General features: G+C 71.0%; 15 protein-coding genes. 5 read left to right on the top strand and 10 right to left on the bottom strand.

Features of this window, described 5'->3' with window-relative positions; genetic code table 11:
* Positions 1–133 precede the first annotated feature (133 nt).
* Positions 134–364 (top strand): hypothetical protein, encoded by a 231-nt coding sequence (locus ACIBEI_RS37265; protein ID WP_055513118.1) that lies wholly within the window; start codon positions 134–136, stop codon positions 362–364.
* 137 nt (positions 365–501) lie between these two features.
* Here the strand turns inward: ACIBEI_RS37265 and ACIBEI_RS37260 are convergent, their stop codons facing one another.
* The 7 genes from ACIBEI_RS37260 to ACIBEI_RS37230 form a co-directional block, all read right to left on the bottom strand.
* A complete protein-coding gene (locus ACIBEI_RS37260; protein WP_398894937.1) occupies positions 502–1,317 on the bottom strand; it encodes a S1 family serine peptidase in 816 nt (271 codons plus the stop codon).
* A gap of 132 nt (positions 1,318–1,449) precedes the next feature.
* Positions 1,450–2,988: an RNA polymerase sigma factor gene (locus tag ACIBEI_RS37255; RefSeq protein WP_398894936.1), complete on the bottom strand. Its 1,539-nt coding sequence runs from the start codon at positions 2,986–2,988 to the stop codon at positions 1,450–1,452.
* Positions 2,989–3,394: 406 nt separating this feature from the next.
* Positions 3,395–4,282 (bottom strand): FadR/GntR family transcriptional regulator, encoded by an 888-nt coding sequence (locus ACIBEI_RS37250; protein ID WP_398894934.1) that lies wholly within the window; start codon positions 4,280–4,282, stop codon positions 3,395–3,397.
* A 162-nt stretch (positions 4,283–4,444) separates the two neighbouring features.
* On the bottom strand, positions 4,445–6,208 hold the full coding sequence (locus tag ACIBEI_RS37245) for an ATP-binding cassette domain-containing protein (RefSeq protein WP_398894933.1): 1,764 nt from the start codon (positions 6,206–6,208) through the stop codon (positions 4,445–4,447).
* 247 nt (positions 6,209–6,455) lie between these two features.
* Positions 6,456–7,214: an NUDIX hydrolase gene (locus tag ACIBEI_RS37240; protein ID WP_269648662.1), complete on the bottom strand. Its 759-nt coding sequence runs from the start codon at positions 7,212–7,214 to the stop codon at positions 6,456–6,458.
* 130 nt (positions 7,215–7,344) lie between these two features.
* Positions 7,345–9,420 (bottom strand): glycogen debranching N-terminal domain-containing protein, encoded by a 2,076-nt coding sequence (locus ACIBEI_RS37235; RefSeq protein WP_398894931.1) that lies wholly within the window; start codon positions 9,418–9,420, stop codon positions 7,345–7,347.
* A gap of 378 nt (positions 9,421–9,798) precedes the next feature.
* The gene (locus tag ACIBEI_RS37230; protein ID WP_398894929.1) at positions 9,799–11,175 is read right to left on the bottom strand and encodes a DUF4192 family protein; all 1,377 of its coding nucleotides are present in this window, start codon (positions 11,173–11,175) and stop codon (positions 9,799–9,801) included.
* A gap of 78 nt (positions 11,176–11,253) precedes the next feature.
* Between ACIBEI_RS37230 and ACIBEI_RS37225 the strand changes: the two genes are divergently transcribed.
* The 3 genes from ACIBEI_RS37225 to ACIBEI_RS37215 all read left to right on the top strand — a co-directional run bounded on the left by ACIBEI_RS37225 (position 11,254) and on the right by ACIBEI_RS37215 (position 14,899).
* Positions 11,254–11,841, top strand: coding sequence for a hypothetical protein (locus tag ACIBEI_RS37225; RefSeq protein WP_398894928.1), 588 nt, complete (start codon positions 11,254–11,256; stop codon positions 11,839–11,841).
* A 45-nt stretch (positions 11,842–11,886) separates the two neighbouring features.
* Positions 11,887–14,049 (top strand): RecQ family ATP-dependent DNA helicase, encoded by a 2,163-nt coding sequence (locus tag ACIBEI_RS37220; protein ID WP_398894926.1) that lies wholly within the window; start codon positions 11,887–11,889, stop codon positions 14,047–14,049.
* Between the two features lie 223 nt (positions 14,050–14,272).
* The gene (locus ACIBEI_RS37215; RefSeq protein ID WP_055617258.1) at positions 14,273–14,899 is read left to right on the top strand and encodes a hypothetical protein; all 627 of its coding nucleotides are present in this window, start codon (positions 14,273–14,275) and stop codon (positions 14,897–14,899) included.
* Positions 14,900–15,470: 571 nt separating this feature from the next.
* Here the strand turns inward: ACIBEI_RS37215 and ACIBEI_RS37210 are convergent.
* The 3 genes from ACIBEI_RS37210 to ACIBEI_RS37200 form a co-directional block, all read right to left on the bottom strand.
* Positions 15,471–16,100 carry a hypothetical protein gene (locus ACIBEI_RS37210; RefSeq protein ID WP_398894925.1) on the bottom strand — a complete coding sequence of 210 codons (630 nt, stop codon included), beginning with the start codon at positions 16,098–16,100 and terminating at the stop codon, positions 15,471–15,473.
* A gap of 68 nt (positions 16,101–16,168) precedes the next feature.
* On the bottom strand, positions 16,169–16,870 hold the full coding sequence (locus tag ACIBEI_RS37205) for a ribonuclease HII (protein WP_398894924.1): 702 nt from the start codon (positions 16,868–16,870) through the stop codon (positions 16,169–16,171).
* Positions 16,871–16,963: 93 nt separating this feature from the next.
* On the bottom strand, positions 16,964–17,587 hold the full coding sequence (locus ACIBEI_RS37200; RefSeq protein ID WP_398894923.1) for a TetR/AcrR family transcriptional regulator: 624 nt from the start codon (positions 17,585–17,587) through the stop codon (positions 16,964–16,966).
* 201 nt (positions 17,588–17,788) lie between these two features.
* Here ACIBEI_RS37200 and ACIBEI_RS37195 point away from each other — a divergent pair, with 201 nt between their 5' ends.
* Positions 17,789–19,336 (top strand): MFS transporter, encoded by a 1,548-nt coding sequence (locus ACIBEI_RS37195; RefSeq protein WP_398894921.1) that lies wholly within the window; start codon positions 17,789–17,791, stop codon positions 19,334–19,336.
* Positions 19,337–19,398: the final 62 nt, after the last annotated feature.

Genomic DNA, 19,398 nt, shown 5'->3' with positions numbered 1-19,398 from the left:
TTCGCCGCCAACCGGCAGCAGACAGCCGACTCGGAAAGATTTTTTTCGAGGAAGAGCCACGAGCGGGAACGTTTTCGGCCTGGTTGGATGTTGACCCTGGTACGACAGCTCGTCGAGCTAGAGAAGAGGCGACGTGACTACTGTTCTGACCCCCGCGAGCCCGCTGACGGCCGCTGACCGCTGCGACCGTTGCGGCGCCCAGGCATATCTGCGCGTCGTCCTCCTCAGCGGTGGTGAGCTGCTCTTCTGTGCCCACCATGGGCGCAAGTTCGAGCCGGAACTCAAGAAGATCGCCGCTGAGATACAGGACGAGACGGAGCGGTTGACTGCCGCCCCGGCAAGCGCCAACGACGAAGAGCACTGACACTTCGCGCAGACGACGAGCCATCTCCGGCACAGGCCGGTGACCGGGCGGCCGCTCCTACCCAGGGGCGGCCGCCCGTGCTCGTGCTCCCTGAGCCCGTGAGACGGCTCACGCCCCCCAGGGCCGCAGAAGGGCCTTCAGCGGCCCGCTCCGAGGGTCCTGACGACCTCCGAGACCCGCGTGTAGACACCGGGGCTGCCGGCCCGCCCGCAGCCGCTCCCCCACGACACGAGGCCGATCAGGCGCCCCTGGGCGACCAGCGGCCCGCCGCTGTCCCCCTGACAGGCATCCCGGCCCCCCTCCCTCTCCCCCGCACACAGCATGGAAGCGGCCACGTACGTTCCGTCCGCGCTCCCCGGATACGCCTCCGCGCAGAGCGCGTCGGGCAGTACCTGTACACGCGCGGCCCGCAGAGCGGTCGCGTAGTCGCCGCTCCCCGTGGTGTCGCCCCAGCCGTAGACCACGGCCCCGGGGCCGGGCTTGTACGCGGCGTCCCCGGTGCCCGCCATGGGGATGACCGCGCTCGCGGCGAGGGGCTCCGCGAGAGTGAGTACGGCGAAGTCTCCGGCGTTCGTGTAGCTGTCGTAGCGCGGGTTGATCCAGGTGTCGCGCACAGCGATCTCCCTGCCCTCGGCGGACAGCAGATCCCCGCGGCCCGCGATCACCTTCAGATCGCGAACCTGCCGTGGGGGTGCGCCCAGCACCTCCTTGCTCAGACAGTGGGCCGCGGTCAGCACCGTCGAGCGGCTGATCACCACACCCCCGCAGAACTGTCCGGCACGCGTACCCCCGAACCGGTCACGGCTGGACACGGCGACCGTCCAGGGGCTCTCGGAGATCTCGACCGGGTAGCCGCCGATGATGACATCGGCCGTCGCGGGGGCCGGACAGGCCAACGGTATGACGGCCGCTGTGGCCGCGACGGCCAGCGCTCGGGCAAAGGGACGAGGCATGCGCGCTCCTCACTCTGGGGTTGTCATGAGACACCCAGCGTGATCCAGATGGCGGCACTCCGCACTCCGCGCAGACCGAGGGCCCGGCTCCCTCAGCGGGAAACCGGGCCCTCGGTGACGTACGGCCGAGACCTAGTCGAGGTAGTCGCGCAGTACCTGCGAGCGCGACGGGTGACGCAGCTTCGACATCGTCTTGGACTCGATCTGGCGGATGCGCTCGCGCGTCACGCCGTACACCTTGCCGATCTCGTCGAGGGTCTTCGGCTGACCGTCGGTGAGACCGAAGCGCATCGAGACGACGCCCGCCTCACGCTCGGACAGGGTGTCCAGGACCGAGTGCAGCTGCTCCTGGAGGAGCGTGAAGCTGACCGCGTCAGCCGGGACGACCGCCTCGGAGTCCTCGATGAGGTCACCGAACTCGCTGTCGCCGTCCTCACCCAGGGGGGTGTGGAGGGAGATCGGCTCACGGCCGTACTTCTGGACCTCGATGACCTTCTCCGGGGTCATGTCGAGTTCCTTGGCCAGCTCCTCCGGGGTGGGCTCACGGCCCAGGTCCTGGAGCATCTGACGCTGCACGCGCGCGAGCTTGTTGATGACCTCGACCATGTGCACCGGGATACGGATGGTGCGGGCCTGGTCGGCCATGGCGCGGGTGATCGCCTGACGGATCCACCACGTGGCGTACGTCGAGAACTTGTAGCCCTTGGTGTAGTCGAACTTCTCCACCGCGCGGATCAGACCGAGGTTGCCCTCCTGGATGAGGTCCAGGAAGAGCATGCCGCGACCGGTGTAACGCTTGGCCAGGGAGACCACCAGACGGAGGTTGGCCTCCAGGAGGTGGTTCTTGGCGCGGCGGCCGTCCTCGGCGATGATCTCCAGCTCGCGCTTGAGCTTCGGGGCGAGCTTGTCGGCGTTGGCCAGCTTGTCCTCGGCGAACAGACCGGCCTCGATGCGCTTGGCGAGCTCGACCTCCTGCTCGGCGTTGAGCAGCGGGACCTTGCCGATCTGCTTGAGGTAGTCCTTGACGGGGTCGGCCGTGGCACCGGCCGCGGCGACCTGCTGCGCGGGCGCGTCGTCCTCGTCCTCGTCGGACAGGACGAAGCCCTGGGCGCCGTCCTCGGCGGGCTCGTCGCCGGTCTTGGCCGCGCCCGGGGTCTCCTCGGCCGCCTCGTCGTCGACGACCTCGGCGTCGTCCTTCTTGGCAGTGGTCTTCTTCGCCGTCGCCTTCTTCGCGACGGTCTTCTTCGCTACGGCCTTCTTGGCCGTCGCCTTCTTGGCAGCGACCTTCTTCTCGGCTGCGTCCTCGGCGGGAGCGTCTGCGGCAGGCATCGCCGGAGCGGCGGTGGCGGTGGCCTTCTTGGCCGTCGCCGTCTTCGCCGCGACGGTCTTGGTGGCGGTGCGCTTGGCCGGACTCTTCGCTGCGACGCTCTTTCGGGTGCGCTTGGGCTCCGCGGCACTGACCATCAGCGTCACACCCTCTTCCTCGAGGATCTGGTTGAGGCTGCGCAGTACGTTCTTCCACTGAGTGGCCGGAATCTGGTCAGCTTCGAAGGCCCGACGCACGTCATCGCCGGCGATCTGCCCCTCAGCCTTTCCCCGCTCGATGAGCGCCATGACAGAGACGGACTCGGCGATCTCCGGCGGGAGCGTACGGGATGTGCTGGCCGACACGAACAACCTCTCGGAACGTTGGAAAACGGCTTCCGGCCCCGTCCGGTACGGACAGGAGCCGACGACCGCCGACTTGGGGATGGGCCGACGGCGCGGGCGAGGGCCGGGAAGAGTCACAGCGCCCAGAACGGCGTCTGTATTCCCTACTCGGCTGTCACCTCTTAGGTCATCGCGCTGCCCCGTGGAGCGTTACGCCCAATCTGCGTGGCCCGAGTCACACCCCGTAAGTGCGCAAAAGCTCCCAGATGCGGTCAGAGGTGGTCAGCCGATGACCTCAGTACCCCATCACACCACCGGACCCCGCCGGATTCCAGAAGCATCCAGGGGGTCCGGCGGCAGATGGTTCGTCGGCCAAGCGACGCCACACGGGGCACCCGCCACCGACCGCGCCGTCCTCTGTGCGCGGTCAGTGCTCGCGCGGCGCGGGCACGACGCGCTCCACCTCGGGGTGGACCGTGAGCAGTTGGCGCATGGCCGTCTCGGCGCCCGATCCGTCGCCCGCGGCGAGGGCGTCGACGATGCGGGCGTGGTGCCCGAGGGACGCCTCGGTCGGTCGGTCGCAGCCCGTGACCGGGTTGCCGGACACCTGGAGCGCGGCGGAAACGATCCCGGAGAGGTGCTCCAGCATGCGGTTGCCGGCGACCTGGATGAGCAGGGAGTGGAACTCCGCGTCGGCGCGCGAGAAGGTCAGCGCGTCACCCTGCGCCATGGAGTGGCCCATGATCTCGACCATGTCGGCGAGCCGCTGCTGAACCTCCTCCCGGCCGTGTCCGGCGGCGAGGCGGGCGGCGAGCGGCTCGATCGTCCAGCGCAGCTCGCTCAGCTCGCGGCGCTGGTCGTCCCGCTGCGGCCCGAAAGCCCGCCACTCGATGATGTCCGGGTCAAGGAGGTTCCAGTCACTGACCGGGCGCACGCGCGTGCCGACATTGGGGCGGGCGCTGACGAGGCCCTTCGCCTCAAGGACGCGGAGCGACTCACGGACGACGGTACGGGAGACCTCGAATCGCTGGCCGATCTCCTCGGGCACCAGCGGGCGGTCCGCGCCCAGGTCGCCGGAGACGATCATCTGCCCCAGCTGCTGGACCAGTTGGCCATGCAGGCCGCGGCCGCGGCTGCCGGCGGCACGCCGGCCCATGCGGCCCAGCTCCGGGTCCGTGCTGTCCCACACGGAGGCGCTGACGCGGTCTGCACCGGGGACCTCCCCGTAGGGGTAGCGGTCGAGTTCGCCCGGGCCGGCGAGGCCGGAGTCTGCGGAACGGGCGGCGGTCATCATGGTGTGCGCAAGGGTACTCACGGATCCTTTGTCGGCTCCGTCTCCAACTCCCTTGAGGTCTTTGGTGAAAAGCACACGAAAGGGTGATCGCTCACCCCGTCGCAATTGACGCCTTATCGGAAAGAAATGGGCGTTCTGCGTGGAGTTGCGCACACGAAGGGAACGCATGTGCACGGGCCGCCGTCATCGGACCCTGCTCCGTAGAGTGGTGAGCAGGTATGCGCAGAGCAGGGCGCTGATCGACAACATCAGTGCGCCGCCGACGGGTTGGGCGATCACTCGCGCCACAGCACCCACATAGCGCTCGCCTCCGAATGGCCACTGCACCAGCACGAGCTCGCGCAGCCGGGTCGAGAAGCCGGCGGCGGTCCGTACAGACGGTCCCTCCAGGACCTTCTGTACGAGCGGCACGACGAGGACCGGTACGGCCAGTACCGCCGCGAGTCCGGCGGTCGTCGACCGGAAGATCCCCGCCGCCAGCACGCCCGCCCAGGCACAGCCCACCACGAGACCGATCCAACTCACGCTCAGCGAAAGCCAGTCCTCGGGAACTCCGGTGAGCTCCCTTCCGTAGACGAGGTAGAGCAGTTCGGCGTCCACGCCCACCGCGAGGAGGGCCAGCAGCAGCCCCGTCGCGGCGGCGACGAGGAGTTTGGCGGCGAGCAGTCCCAGGCGTCGGGGGACGTTCCCGCGATCGGCGGCCAGGGCGGGATGACGGAACTCGTCGCCGAAGGCGATGGCACCGAGCAGCCCCGCGCCGAGCGCCGCGGGCGGAAGAGGAAATTCCCTCGGCCAGGCGGCGAGGAGACGCGCCTGCGGGGTGTGGCCCGCTCTGGCCAGGAGCACGGAGATCAGTGCGGAGGCGACGAGCACGGCGACCGCCGTGAGGTACCCGGTGGCGACCCCGGCCGCGCGACGCAGTTCGTAGCGCAGCGGCCGCAAGGGGCTGGAGCCCGGCCTGGCGGTGATGGGCGGCGGGAGGGGAGACAGTTCGTTCGCGCGTTCCGCCTCCGCGGTGCGCGCGGGCTGCTCGGCCTCCCTGGACTCACCCGCCGGGTGCCGCGCCGGGACGGGCCCCATGTCACCGACTTCGTCCGCGAGTTGGTGTACGAGGATGCTGTGGCGGTAGGCGGTTTCGCCGATGTCGGCGCACGTGCTGCCGTACACGGAGAGGCGGTTGCCGTCCTCCCGTACGACTTCCACGGAGCGTCGGGTGGTGCGGGCCTCCTTGGTGAGCAGGGCGCCGAGCCGGGCGGCGTGCGGGCTGCGGACGGCTACGCGGGGCCGGAGACGGGTGCGGGCGAAGTCGGCGACGTCCTGGTCGGCGACGAGCCTGCCCTCCTCCAGCGTGACGACACGGTCGGCGGTCCGCGCGGCCTCCTTCGGGTCGCCCGTGGCGAACAGCACGGTGCCGCCCCCGGCGGCGTGGGCTCGCAGAATGCCGTGCAGCCAGCGACCCTCGCGGACGGAGAGCCCGTCGGCGGCGTCGTCGAGCACGAGCGTGTGCGGGTCGGACAGCAGTGCGCAGGCCAGACCGAGGCGACGGTCCATGCCGCGCGAGAGCGTGCTCAGACGTTGGTCGCGCAGGCTGACCAGGCCCACCACTTCGAGGACGTCGTCGGCGCGCCGGGCCGGCACGCCTGTCGCGGCGCACAGCATGCGGAGTTGACCGCGGACCGTGCGCGCCGGGTGGCCGGGGACCTCTCCGAGGAGCACGCCGACCTCGCGCGACGGATGGGCGATGCGATGAAGCGGGCGGCCTCTGAAGTAGGTGATTCCGCGGCCCTGTTGGAGTTCGAGCATGAGCCTGAGCGCCGTCGTCTTGCCCGCGCCGGGGGCTCCGAGCAGCGCTGTGACGCGGCCCGAGGGCACCTCGAAGGAGACGTCGTCGACGGCGGGGGGAAGCTCCTTGCGGGCGCTGCTGGTCAGTCCGATGGCCTGGATCACCCGAAGCAAGATAGCGCGATATGTACGGTTTTTCGGTCATCTTGGGTGCGCTGAAGGCATGCCCCGTGCCCGTCCCACCACTCGGCCTGACGGCGAATCCCGGGGTGGCTGCCTCAGGTCTCCGCACAGGTCTCGGGGCGGGCCCCGTCTCGGCCCGGATGCCGAGGCCGCACCCGTCCCGCCACGATTGCGGTCGAGGCCGCACCGTCCCGCCACGGTTCCGTCCGGCACCGCGCCAGGAGTGGCCTCAGACCTCGGGGCGGAGCATCGGCGGGTTGAGCAGCGTGGCGCCGCCCGCGCGGAACAGCTGGGCCGGGCGGCCACCCTGGCGGGTCGTCGTACCGCCCGTGGGGACGAGGAAACCCGGCGTGCCGGTCACCTTGCGGTGGAAGTTCCGGGGGTCGAGCGCCACGCCCCACACCGCCTCGTACACCCGGCGCAGTTCACCGACCGTGAACTCCGTCGGGCAGAAGGCAGTCGCCAGCGACGAGTACTCGATCTTCGAGCGGGCGCGCTCCACACCGTCCGCCAGGATCTGCGCATGGTCGAAGGCCAGCGGCGCGGCCTGTTCGCCGTCACGGCCGTAGCCGCCCCGCTGAAGCAGTTCCTCGACGGGGGCCCAGCGCGCGCTGTTCGCGTCTCCGCCGGCCCTGGGCGCGGGCAGATCGGGAGCGAGGGCGAGATGGGCGACGCTGACGACCCTCATCCGCGGGTCGCGCTTCGGGTCGCCGTAGGTCGCAAGCTGCTCCAGGTGCGCGCCGTTGGCCTGCGCGGGGGCGGCCGGGTCATGGGCGCACAGCCCGGTCTCCTCGCCCAGCTCCCGCGCCGCCGCCTGCGCCAGGTCCTCGTCCGGCCGTACGAAGCCGCCGGGCAGCGCCCACCGCCCCTGAAAGGGAGGCTCACCCCTCCGTACCGCCAGCGCGCACAGGGCATGGCGACGCACGGTCAGCACGACCAGGTCAACGGTGACGGCAAACGGCGGAAAGGCTGACGGGTCGTAGGGCATGCCCGAGATCATAGTCGTCTGCCTGACGATAAACACTCCCTTCGTCGGTCGCTTCAGTGGCTGATCCACTGCTCTCCGGTACGGGCGCCGGGGGAGGCCACCGATCCGTCCCTCGTCGGCTTCCGCCCGCTCACACTCCCAGTTGGAGACCGTCGGCAGCCTCCTCGACCATGGCGAGGCCGAGCCTGCTGACGCGTACGGAGAAGGGGGCGCCCGCGACCCGCAGGCCGGTCAGCCCGATCTCGCCCAGGGGTGCGCCACGGACCGGCCGCAGCGTCACCGTGCCGGCAGGGGCGTCCGGACGAATCCCCGCGAGGGTGGTGAGCAGAAGGATCCCCGCGGCCGCGGCCGTGGCCGCGGGTCTGCAGGCCGCCGGATGCGGCAGCGGCGCACCGCCTTCCGTGCGCTGCTCCCCCGCGTACATCTCCGGCAGCCGGTGCCCGAAAGCCTCTGCCGCCGACAGCACGCCCCGCAGCAGTGAACTCGCCTCCTTCTCGTAGCCCGCGGCGGCCAGTCCCGCGACGGCGACAGCCGTCTCGTGGACCCGCACAGCCCCGCCTCGATGTCCGAACGGGTTGAATCCCTTCTCCTTCGCCCCGAGGCTGCGCAGTCCCCAGCCCGAGTCCATGGCGGGCCCGCCGAACAGCCGCGCCAGTTGTTCCGTCTGCACCTTGTCGAGCAGCCCCTGGGCCGGGGCACCCATACCAAGTAGCCCGGTGTCGAGGAGGTGCACACCGGCCGCGCCGAGGTGCGGCACGATCCGCCCGTCCGGCAGGCGGGCCGCAGCCGGTCGGCCGCCTCCCCTGTCCTCGATCCAGAAGTCCTCCTGGAATGCGGCCCTCATCCCGCGAGCCCACCCCCGCAGCTCGGGGCCGCCTCCCCTGCCGTACGCGTCGAGGAGATCGGCGCCCAGCAGCGCGGCGCGGTGGGCGTGTGCCTGGGTCTCGCAGCGCCACGGTCCGCCGGGGTGCGGGTCGGGCAGATACGTACCTTCGCCGACCGCCGTCCGCAGCCACTGCAGGCAGCGCTCGGCCACCGGGAGCAGTTCCGCGGTCTCCTGTTCGGGGAGCCCCCAGCGCCTGGCTTCCGCGAGAACTACGGGGAACAGCAGGGTCGCCTCTTCGCCCGTGCAGCTCGGTGGCAGATGCGTACCGGCGTTCCGTCGCGGCCCGGGGAGCAGTCCGGATCGCGGCCCCGCGCCCACCAGTTGGGTGCGCGCGAGGGTGCGCAGGGTGCCCGCGGCGAGCCGGGTGCCCAGCGGCAGGGTCATGCGCGCCGCCGCCAGCGCCTCGGCCGGTGCCATGCCGCACCGCCAGGGCGCGCCGGCCGCGAGGTGGTTGTCGGACGGATGCGCCGGATCACGCAGCAGCAGGGCCTGAAGGTCCTCGATGCTCGTGCGCAGGAGCGCCTCGGCCCTTGGGTCGTCGCTCACGGCCCGCGCCTGGGCAAGCGGGCTCGTGGCAGCGCGCGCGACGGCCCGGATGGGACCCGCACCGGTCGGCCGTACCCTCAGCTCCACGCTTCTGGTGTCGCCCGGGGGCAGTTCGAGCTCCCATCGGAGCAGCCCCGCGGAGGCCAGCGCGTCCGAGGGCGGCGGGTTGGCTGTGACCACGGAGTGCCCGGTGGCGCAGGACCACCGCATGCCCGAGTCGTGCACGCTGGCAGGCAGGTCGGGACCGGCGCGCCCGGAAGCGACCGCGCCCAGTTCCGCCAGGTCCGTGCCGAGCGACACCTCGACGGGCAGGCGCAGATGGCGGTGGGCCGCGCTGCGCAGGGTGATCCGCTCCGTGCCGTCCGCGTATCGCGTCCGTTCGACGATGACATCCGGGTCGGGGCCGCCGTCGGCGGACAGGCTCAGGGTCGCCACGAAACGGGCCTGGTCGGCTGCGATCATCCGGGCCTGGATCGCGAGTGGCTCCCGCCCCGCGACGCGCAGCCGGCAACGGGAGAGCATGCGTCGGCCCGCGCGGTAGAAGCCCTCCAGCCCCTGACCGGTCAGCTGGCCGTGCTCCGTGGAGATCGCGAGCCCGGGCAGTGCGACGCAGATCAGCGCGTTGTGCGCGGGAGGCAGATTCGCCGTCGCGTGCGGCAGGGACGGGGGTGCCTTCGGAGTTGCGGCACCGCCGGGGGTTATGGGGAGCTGTGCGGGCCTGCGGCGCAGAGGGTGATTGTCGTGCTGTGTGGAGGACTGGGTGGGCAGGGGCATGGGGCGGCTTCTTCTGTGCTCCGTGCGCTGAGTGCGCACTCAGCTGCGTGTGGGGGGCTCCGGAAGGGCGGGTTCGATGCGATGGCACGGCCCGGCCGCGGGCTGCGCCACTCAGGTGAACGGAACGGGCCTGTCCCGGGTCACGCCCCGGTTCACGGAAGCCGACCGATTGGCCGTGAGGCGTGTCCTCAGAAGCCCCGCCCTTCCCAGGCACAACCGCTGCAGGGACCCGAGCACGCACCTGGCACCACCTCGTCCCGAGGCCGGCAGGCCCTCGCATCGCCCCGAGCCCTGCCAACCCCCACGCCACGACCCGAAGCAACCAGGCCGACCATCCGAACCGAGTCGGCCAACTCGGTCGATGCCACTCTCCCGCCCTCATGTGTCGCCTTGCTTCGTCCCATGCCGGCCGGCTCCTCGGCGAGACCGGGTGCCGCCGCCCGTACCGTCACCGGCCCGGATGGGTGCTTCCGGCGCCGGGGAGCCGTCGGCGGTGGACCGGGGACGGCGCGTGCCCGCGGTTCCGGAGGGCCGGGAACCCGGTCGGCTCGCCGCGCTCCCCGTGGACCGCGGCTTGCGTCGGCGACGGGAAGCCACCCGGGTCGACGTCGTGGCGGGACCGGACGGTCCGTCGATGTCGACCGCGGACGCCGGGGCCCCCGCAGACGCGATCACCTCCGCGTCGGCACGATCCACACGCTCCTTGCGGAGGCAGCGGCGAATCGACTCCGGGTCCAGGCCCTCGTTGCACGCCTGGTGGAGAAGGCGGGCGAACAGGTATCCCGGATCCGCTCCGAGGGCCATCGCGAGGGCTTCGCGGGCCTCCAGTTCGTCACCGGAGGACCAGGCGACCCATCCCACGAGTGTGAGCGGTGCCGCGGCATGCTCGCCGTACGGGCCGACACAGCGGCGGGCCAGAGCCCGCCAGAGGCGCAGGGCCGGGCCGGCCTCGTCGCCCTCCATCCACTCCGCCGCCCGGTCGCGCGTCATGCGGTCCTGGAGGCCGAGGATCAAGGTGGCTGCCTCGTCGTGACGCAGGAGTTCGTCGTCCCGGAGATCCGCCGACAGGGCACCGGACATACCTGCCGCACCGGACACAGCGGGTACGCCGGAAACACCCGGTCCACCGGCCGCGGACGTGGACTCGGCGAACCGGCGCATGACCCGATGAGCCAGGTCCAAGGTCTCGGCCGCCACGACTGAGCGGCTCTCGTCGTCCAGGATTCGCGGAATCAGCGCCATGCTCACCGCGTTGAGCGCTGACTCCTGCTCCAGCGCGGCCGCGGTCTCCCACGGAATGAGCCGCGCCCTGAACTCCCGCAGGGACCCCCGAATCTGGAGACCGGCATAGGTGGCCGCGGCGGCCAGCACTGACGTGCCGGGCAGCCCCATGGGTGTCCCGTCGGACGGGCAGCACTGCGCACTGGGGCAGCAGTACGACCAGAAGCGGCCGTCCGAGATGCACAGGGCCTCGATCACGGGCACGTCCAGGGCACCACAGGCTGTGCGCAGCAACTGCGCGAGTGGGCGCAGCCGTTCCATGACTTCCCGGGCCGACTCTCCTTCCTTGGGGTCCTGGCAGAGGAAGGCGACGATGCTCTCGGGCAGCGCGCCCCTGCGTTCGCTGCCCTTCACAAGTCCCTCGGTCAGCTGCCGGGCGACGGACGCCCAGTCGTCCGGGTTGCCCGGGATGCCGAGCCGGGCCCGTCCGCCGAACCTGCCACGCCCGTCCCTGTCGTGCAGGGCTGCGAGCACGATGCTGTCCTCGGGCCGGTATCCGAGCAAGTACGGCAGCGCGTCTGCCAGTTCGGCGGGAGTGCGGAGCGTGACCTGATGCTCGGCAAATGGAACGCCGGACGCGCCGTGCGCGGGGCCGACCCGGCTCTCATGTCCATGGCCCTCACCCTGTGCGCCCCGACCCGGCCCCGAGCCATGTCCTCCGCTCCTCGAACCGTGTCCCCCGCTCCCCGAGCCGCCCCCACCACGACGTGGACCATCTCCACCGTGCTCCGAGCCCTGTCCGCCATGCCCCGAACCGTGCCCGCCACGCCCTGGCCCACGTCCTCCACACGCCTCGCCCTGCCCGCCACGCGCCTCGCGATCACCCCCACCGACTTGGCCACGCTCACTACCCACGCCCCCACTCCTTCCAAGCCCTCCAAGTCCTCCGAGCCCGTCGGACCCACCGAGCCCACCGAGCCCGTCGAGCCCACCGAGCCCGTCGAGCCCGTCGAGCCCGTGGAGCCCTCCAGACCCGTCACGCCCGCCATGCTCGCCGCACCCGCTCATGTCACCGTCGCCGAGATTCCCGGCCGCTTCGCTGTGATTCGTCATGCCGTGACCATCCCGCGGATCCGCGCATTCCGCTTTGGCCTGTGGATAACCACGACCATGATCACGTCAGAACTGTCCACAGGCTGACCGCCTCATTCGCGTGATGTCCGACCCATCGGGTTGCATGGGGCCATGAGCAACGCAGAGCTGCGCACCGCGGCCGACACTGTCCTCGCCCGCCTCGTCGGCGCCCCGGCGGGTGACGCCCGGCTGCGCGAGGACCAGTGGCGCGCCATCGAGGCACTGGTCGCCGACAAGCGCAGAGCCCTGGTGGTGCAGCGCACCGGCTGGGGCAAGTCCGCCGTGTACTTCGTGGCGACGGCGCTGCTGAGGGAGCAGGGTGCGGGCCCCACCGTCATCGTCTCCCCGCTCCTCGCCCTCATGCGCAACCAGGTCGAGGCGGCCGCGCGCGCCGGCATCAGGGCGCGGACCATCAACTCGTCCAACACCGAGGAATGGGACACGATCCAGGACGAGGTGGCCGCGGGCGAGGTGGACGTCCTCCTGGTGAGCCCAGAGCGGCTCAACAATCCGGACTTCCGCGACCAGGTGCTGCCCAAGCTCGCCGCCGCGACCGGCCTCCTAGTGGTCGACGAAGCACACTGCATCTCCGACTGGGGCCACGACTTCCGGCCGGACTACCGGCGGCTGCGCACGATGCTCGCGGATCTCCCGCCGGGCGTCCCGGTCCTCGCCACCACCGCCACGGCCAACGCGCGCGTGACGGCCGATGTCGCCGAGCAGCTGGGCACCGGCGGCAGCACGGACGCTCTCGTCCTGCGCGGCCCACTGGACCGGGAGAGCCTGAGTCTCGGAGTGCTGCAGCTGCCCGACGCCGCACACCGGATGGCCTGGCTGGCCGAGCATCTGGGCGAGCTGCCCGGCTCCGGAATCATCTACACGCTCACGGTGGCCGCGGCCGAGGAGGTCACCGCGTTCCTGCGGCAGTGCGGGCACACAGTGACCTCGTACACCGGGAAGACGGAGAACGCGGACCGTCAGCAGGCCGAGGAGGATCTGCTCGCCAACCGCGTCAAGGCGCTCGTGGCCACGTCGGCGCTGGGCATGGGCTTCGACAAGCCCGACCTCGGGTTCGTGGTGCACCTGGGGTCGCCGTCCTCCCCCATCGCGTACTACCAGCAGGTCGGCCGTGCGGGGCGCGGGGTGGAGCATGCCGAGGTGCTGCTGCTGCCGGGCAAGGAGGACCAGGCGATCTGGCAGTACTTCGCGTCGATCGCCTTTCCTCCGGAGGAGCAGGTCCGGCGCACCCTGGACGTCCTCGCCCAGGCGGGCCGGCCGCTGTCGCTGCCCGCGCTCGAACCCTTGGTGGAGCTGCGCAGGTCACGTCTGGAGACGATGCTCAAGGTCCTGGACGTGGACGGCGCGGTGCACCGCGTGAAGGGCGGCTGGATCTCCACGGGCGACCCGTGGACGTACGACACAGAGCGCTACGCCTGGGTCGCCAAGCAGCGTGCGGCGGAGCAACAGGCGATGCGTGACTACGTGTCGACGACCGGCTGCCGAATGGAGTTCCTGCGGCGCCAGCTGGACGACGAGGGAGCCACTCCGTGCGGTCGCTGCGACATGTGTGCGGGGCCCCGGTTCACCGACGCCGTGTCCTCGTCGTCCCTGGACTCCGCGCGGGGTGAGCTGGACCGGGCGGGTGTCGAGGTCGAGCCCCGGAAGATGTGGCCGACGGGCCTGCCGGCCGTCGGCGTGGACCTGAAGGGGCGCATTCCGGCCGGTGAACAGGCCACGTCCGGGCGGGCGTTGGGGCGGCTCTCGGACATCGGCTGGGGCAACCGGCTGCGGCCGATGCTCTCGCCCCAGGCCCCTGACGAGCCCGTTCCGGACGATGTGGCTAAGGCCGTGGTCGGTGTGCTGGCCGACTGGGCGAAGGGTCCCGGCGGCTGGGCCTCGGGGAGCCCCGACGCGCAGCCGCGCCCGGTCGGTGTCGTCACCATGGCCTCGCACGGCCGACCGCGCCTGATCCAGTCGCTGGGCGCGCGGATCGCCGAGGTCGGCCGCCTGCCCCTGTTGGGTTCCATCGAGTACGCCTCCGGACACGAGGCGGCGCAGGTCTCCAGGAGCAACAGCGCGCAGCGGTTGAAGGCCCTCGACGGGGCGCTCGTGGTGCCGCCCGGTCTGGCCACCACGCTGACCCAGGCCCAGGGCCCCGTCCTGCTCGTGGACGACTCGACCGAGACCGGCTGGACGCTGGCTGTGGCGGCGCGTCTGCTCCGGCGGTCCGGTGCACAGGGGGTGTTGCCGCTGGTCCTCGCCGTGCAAGGGTGATCGAGGCGTGACATGTGAGGTAACGGGCAGGGATATATGAGGCGGATCACCGGATAACGGTCGGTGGCCCCAATTGCTCGTTGCCGCAACCAAGTTCGCCAGGAAGAATTGGCCTCGCGCCCCGCGTGGTCCTTCCTGGGCCGCCCGTTCGGGCTGTGCCGCGGCGCGCTCCCCCAAGTCCGACCCCCGCCCGCTGTATGGGCGCGTAGCCGAAGGGAGGACCGTGACCTTCGGATTCGCTCCGTCCTCGGCGGCATCGATGTCGACGTCCGCCACTTCCGCCAACTCACTCGCCCGGATGCTCGAACCCGCCGAATGGGCCGCCGCGGGGATTCCGCTGCTGCGCAATCCCCGGGAAGTCGTCAGCGGGCTGCACTCCCGGCATCTGCCCCGGCCGGACACCGCGATCGTCGCTGTCCTCGATCCGGACGAACGGCTCAGGGCCAGCGCGTCCTTCGTCCGGCGGCCGGCCCCGGCGGACGGCTGGATGTTCCGCAACGCGCTGCTCGCGCAGCTGCGCCGGGTCATCCCGCACGACCTGCGGCGCCGCACACCGGTGCGTACGGCCGTCCTGCTCTACTGCCGTGAGGGCGACGGACGGTGGACGGAGGAGGACGGGGCGTGGATGTGGGGGCTGCGAGACGCCTGCACACTGCACGGGCTGCGGTGCGGGGCGTACATCACGCTGACGCGTGAGGGCTGGCAGGTGCTCGGCGAAGGGCGGGGCGGCCGTCGGCCGAGCGCGGACTCGAAACCGGAGTCCCTGGACGCCCTGGCCGCGGTCGAGACCATTCAGCCACGCACCGGTGGCTCGGCCTCGGAGGTGCTGCGCCGCGCGGCGGCCCGCTGAGGCGGAGCCCGTGACCGCCGCACGCGGCACCGGTTCCGCCGTTCGTCCGGCCGACCGCCCCTCGGCAGCGGCCCCGCCAGCAGCCGCGCACGCACAGAGGACCACCGACCTCGCCAAGGCGAGACGGGCGCGACGCCGGTCGGCCGAGGGCTGCGAGGCGAGGGGATGGGTAGACCGGAACACCCGAACCCGCTCAGGGGCACGCGTACAAACCCTCAGGGGCACGCGTACAAACCCTCGGAGTGTGCAACGCCTCAGCGCGCGTCAGCCGGACACCGCCCGTGCAAGAGCGCGCCACGTGACAACACCGAGGCACGCATACGCGCCCTCGAACCCGCACCGGCCGTCAGGCATTCCTGACGGCAAGGCTGAACGGCCACACGCCGATCACTCGGATCACGCCGATCACGCCGATCACGCCGATCACGCGAACCATGACAACCGCACAGGCGCACCCACCAGCACGTCCCCCGTACCGGCACACGTCGGACCGTCCACCGTGCTCATGCCACCGCAGCCTGGGCCGCAGTGGCACTCCACCCCCCAAGTACCCCCAGAAGAACGGGGGTCCTCAGACCCCCGCGCCCAGCACCGAGTTGATCTGCTGCGGATCCCCGCAGACGATCAGCAGGGTGCCGGCTCGGCGGAGAGCCAGCGGCAGGGCGGTGGCGGCAGTGGCGTCGGGTCCGCCGTTGACGGCGACGACGACCACGGGCCGGGACGCGGCACGACCGAGAGCGGACGCGTCGGCGTAGAAGACGTCGTCTCCCGCGTCGTGCTGGGCCCAGTAGGCGGCCTCGCCGAACGAGAGCTCGTGCGCGGCCCACGGGTGCGGTTCACCGGTGGTGATCACCAGAACCTCACCGGGGACACGGCCCGAGTCAAGGAGCAGGTCGACCGCTTCCTCGGCCGCGTCCAGCGCACCCTCGGCCGAGGCCGGGATCAGCTGGATCTGCGGAGTCGAGGGGGCGGTGGGGGCCGCCGGGGCGGATGGCCCCGGCTTGGCCACGGCCTTGTCGTGCGGCACGCGTTGCACCGGCGGCACAGGCCGGACAGGACCCGGACGGCCAGGACGCGGCGGAGCCGCGGGACGGGGTCCGGGTACGGGACGGGGGGTCGGCGCGGTACGGCCGGCGGCCGGTGTGGCGCGGGGACCCTGGGCACTCTCGTGAATCTGAGGCTCCTCGGGAATGAGAGGCATGAGCTGATTTTTATCAAACGCCGGTGCGAGTCGCGTCGGCGGGTGGCACATGAGTGCGAGCGGAACCGTCAGAAATCGAAGCCGAGCTGCCCTTCGATCTCCGGAACGCTTCCATCCGCCCAACTGCGGACCTTCTTGAGGTGCCGCCACTGGGGCAGCGCATCAAGATACGCCCACGTCATCCGGTGGTACGGGGTGGGGCCCCGCATCTCCAGCGCGGCCTTGTGCACCGGTGACGGATACCCGGCGTTGGCCGCAAAACCGAAGTCTGCATGGTCGATACCCAGTTCGGCCATCATTTTGTCGCGCTGCACCTTGGCGATCACCGAGGCAGCCGCGACGGCGACGCAGGACTGGTCGCCCTTGATCACCGTACGGACCCGCCAGGGGTCCCCGAGGTAGTCGTGCTTCCCGTCGAGGATGACCGCGTCGGGACGCACCGGCAGGGCTTCGAGGGCACGGCAGGCGGCCAGTCGCAGCGCGGCCGTCATCCCCATGTCGTCGATCTCCTCCGGAGAGGCGTGCCCGAGGGCGTACGACGTCACCCACTGCGCCAGTATCTCGGCGAGCGCTGTGCGCCTCTTGACGGTCAGGAGCTTGGAGTCGGTGAGGCCTTCGGGCGGGCGGCGCAGGCCCGTGACCGCCGCGCAGACGGTGACCGGGCCGGCCCAGGCGCCGCGCCCCACCTCGTCGACACCGGCAATGACCTTCGCTCCGGTCGTGGCGCGCAGGGAGCGCTCGACAGTGTGGGTTGGGGGTTCGTACGGCATGGCTCCCTCAGCCTACGCCGCTCGGAACCCCACGCGACACCCAGGTTTCCCCAGGCAACCTCGGCGCTCCGGCCGCACCGTCGCGGAGACCGCTCAGGCACCCGTCGGCCGCAGCAGCGGAACCATGAGCTGGTCGATCATCTCCTCGATGTCCCGCTCGTTCCATTCACTCGCGCACACCTTGGACCGGTACATCATCATCGCCGGAATGGCGTCGAAGACATACGAGTTCGCCGCGTCGGAGCGCACCTCTCCCCGCTGGATTCCACGGTCGACGATCTCGCCGAGCAGCCGGATGGTCGGCTCCACGACACCTCCGAAGATCACCTCCTGGAAGCGCTGAGCCTGCGCCGCGTCACATTCGTGAATCACCGAGCGCAGTGCGAATCCAGGGCGCGAGAACATCGCCTCGCGCGCCCGACCGCACAGCTCCAGCAGGTCGTCTCGCACACTCCCCATGTCGGGCACGTCCTCAAGTGACGGCAGCCCCGCCCGGAGTGCGTCCGCGACCAGATCCTCCTTCGACGGCCAGCGGCGGTAGACCGCGGCCTTGCCGGTCTGGGCGCCGGCGGCGACGCCCTCCATCGTGAGTCCGTTCCAGCCGACCGTGCTGAGCTGATCCAGCGCGGCGTCGAGGATCGCACGTTCGAGTACGGCACCGCGGCGGCGCGGGGAGGCCGCCCGAGCGGAGGCGGCCGTCCAACTCGAAGTAACCATGAGCGTGTCTCCGTCTGAGCGGGCAAGCGGCACGCACGCGCGTGCATACGTGCCGTGCGGACCGGAGGGTCCGCAAGCGGTCAAGTGACGCAAAACGGCAGCGACTTCAGTGAACGCTTGCGTTCACTGTCGGGGACTCACTACCGTTTGACGCGGCAGTGAACGCGAGCGTTCACTAACGTACTTGTGGGGGACTTGATTGTGACAACCTCTCCATCGATTCAGAAACCAAAGCCAGGAGCGGCCCGTCGGGAGGGGCATCCCGGCATCGCGCTCACCGTCATCGCGGCCTGCCAACTCATGGTGGTACTCGACGCGACGATTGTGAACATAGCCCTCCCGCACATTCAGAACGCGCTCGAGTTCTCCACCACCGACCTCACCTGGGTCGTCAGCGCGTACACGCTCACCTTCGGTGGACTGCTGCTGCTCGGCGGCCGGGCCGGTGACATCCTCGGCCGTCGCCGGGTCTTCATGACCGGCATCCTGCTCTTCACGCTCGCCTCGCTGCTCGGCGGATTCGCCCAGGAACCCTGGCAGTTGCTGGCCGCACGCGCCCTCCAGGGTGTCGGTGGCGCGATCGCGTCACCGACCTCGCTGGCGCTGATCACCACGACGTTCCCCGAAGGGCCCGAGCGCAACAGGGCGTTCGGAGTCTTCGCCGCGGTCTCGGCCGGCGGCGGCGCGATCGGCCTGCTGGCCGGCGGCATGCTCACCGAGTGGCTCGACTGGCGCTGGGTGCTCTTCGTCAACGTACCCATCGGTGTGCTGATCGCCGTGTTGACGCCGCTCTACATCAGTGAGTCCGAGCGCCATCCGGGACGCTTCGACATCGCGGGCGCGCTGACCTCGACGGCCGGTATGGCATCGCTCGTCTACGGGTTCATCCGGGCCGCGGAAGAGGGCTGGCGGGACAGCCTCACCATCGGTTCCTTCGGCGCGGCGGTGGTCCTGCTGGTCGCCTTCGCCCTGGTCGAGGCCCGGGCGAAGGAACCGATCACACCGCTGCGGATGTTCGCCGACCGCAACCGCTCGGGTACGTACGTGATCATGCTGAGCCTGGCCGCGGCGATGTTCGGCATGTTCTTCTTCATCGTTCTGTTCGTGCAGAACGTGTTGAACTACACGCCGATCGAGGCGGGCCTGGCCTTCCTCCCCGTGACGGTCGCGATCGTGATCGGCGCGGGTCTGTCGCAGCGGTTCCTGCCCGTGCTCGGCCCGAAGCCCTTCATGATGGTCGGCTCGGCCCTCGTCGCGCTCGGGCTCGGCTGGCTGACCTTCATGGACCCCGGGAGTACGTACGTCGGCGGGGTGCTCGGTCCGATGCTGCTGTTCGCCTTCGGCATGGGTCTGAACTTCGTGACGCTGACCCTGACCGCGGTCTCCGGGGTCGCCGTGCACGAGGCGGGCGCGGCGTCCGGCCTGCTCAACGCCACGCAGCAGGTGGGCGGTTCGCTCGGCCTCTCCATCCTGACCACGGTCTTCGGCACGGCCAGCCGTGACGAGGCCGAGAAGCAGGTCGCGGACTTCATGGCCACCGCCTCGGCCGAACAGAAGGCGGAGTTCGCCAAGACCCAGCAGCTGCCCGCTCCCTGGAGCCACGAAGTGCTGTCCCAGGGGATCTCCACGGCCTTCATCCCGGCCGTCGCGATGGCGGTGCTCGCCCTCGCCGTCGCCGCGTTGGTGATCCGGGTCCGCAAGAGCGACCTCGACGCCCTCGCGGGCACGGCAGGACCCGGCGCGGCCTGAACGACACGACAGGGCCGGGCCGCCGTACTGGGGACGGCGGCCCGGCGCTGTCGTTCGTACGC

The sequence above is a fragment of the Streptomyces sp. NPDC050988 genome, assembly GCF_044456225.1.
GTDB lineage: Bacteria > Actinomycetota > Actinomycetes > Streptomycetales > Streptomycetaceae > Streptomyces.
This window is presented reverse-complemented; position numbering and strand designations above follow the sequence as displayed.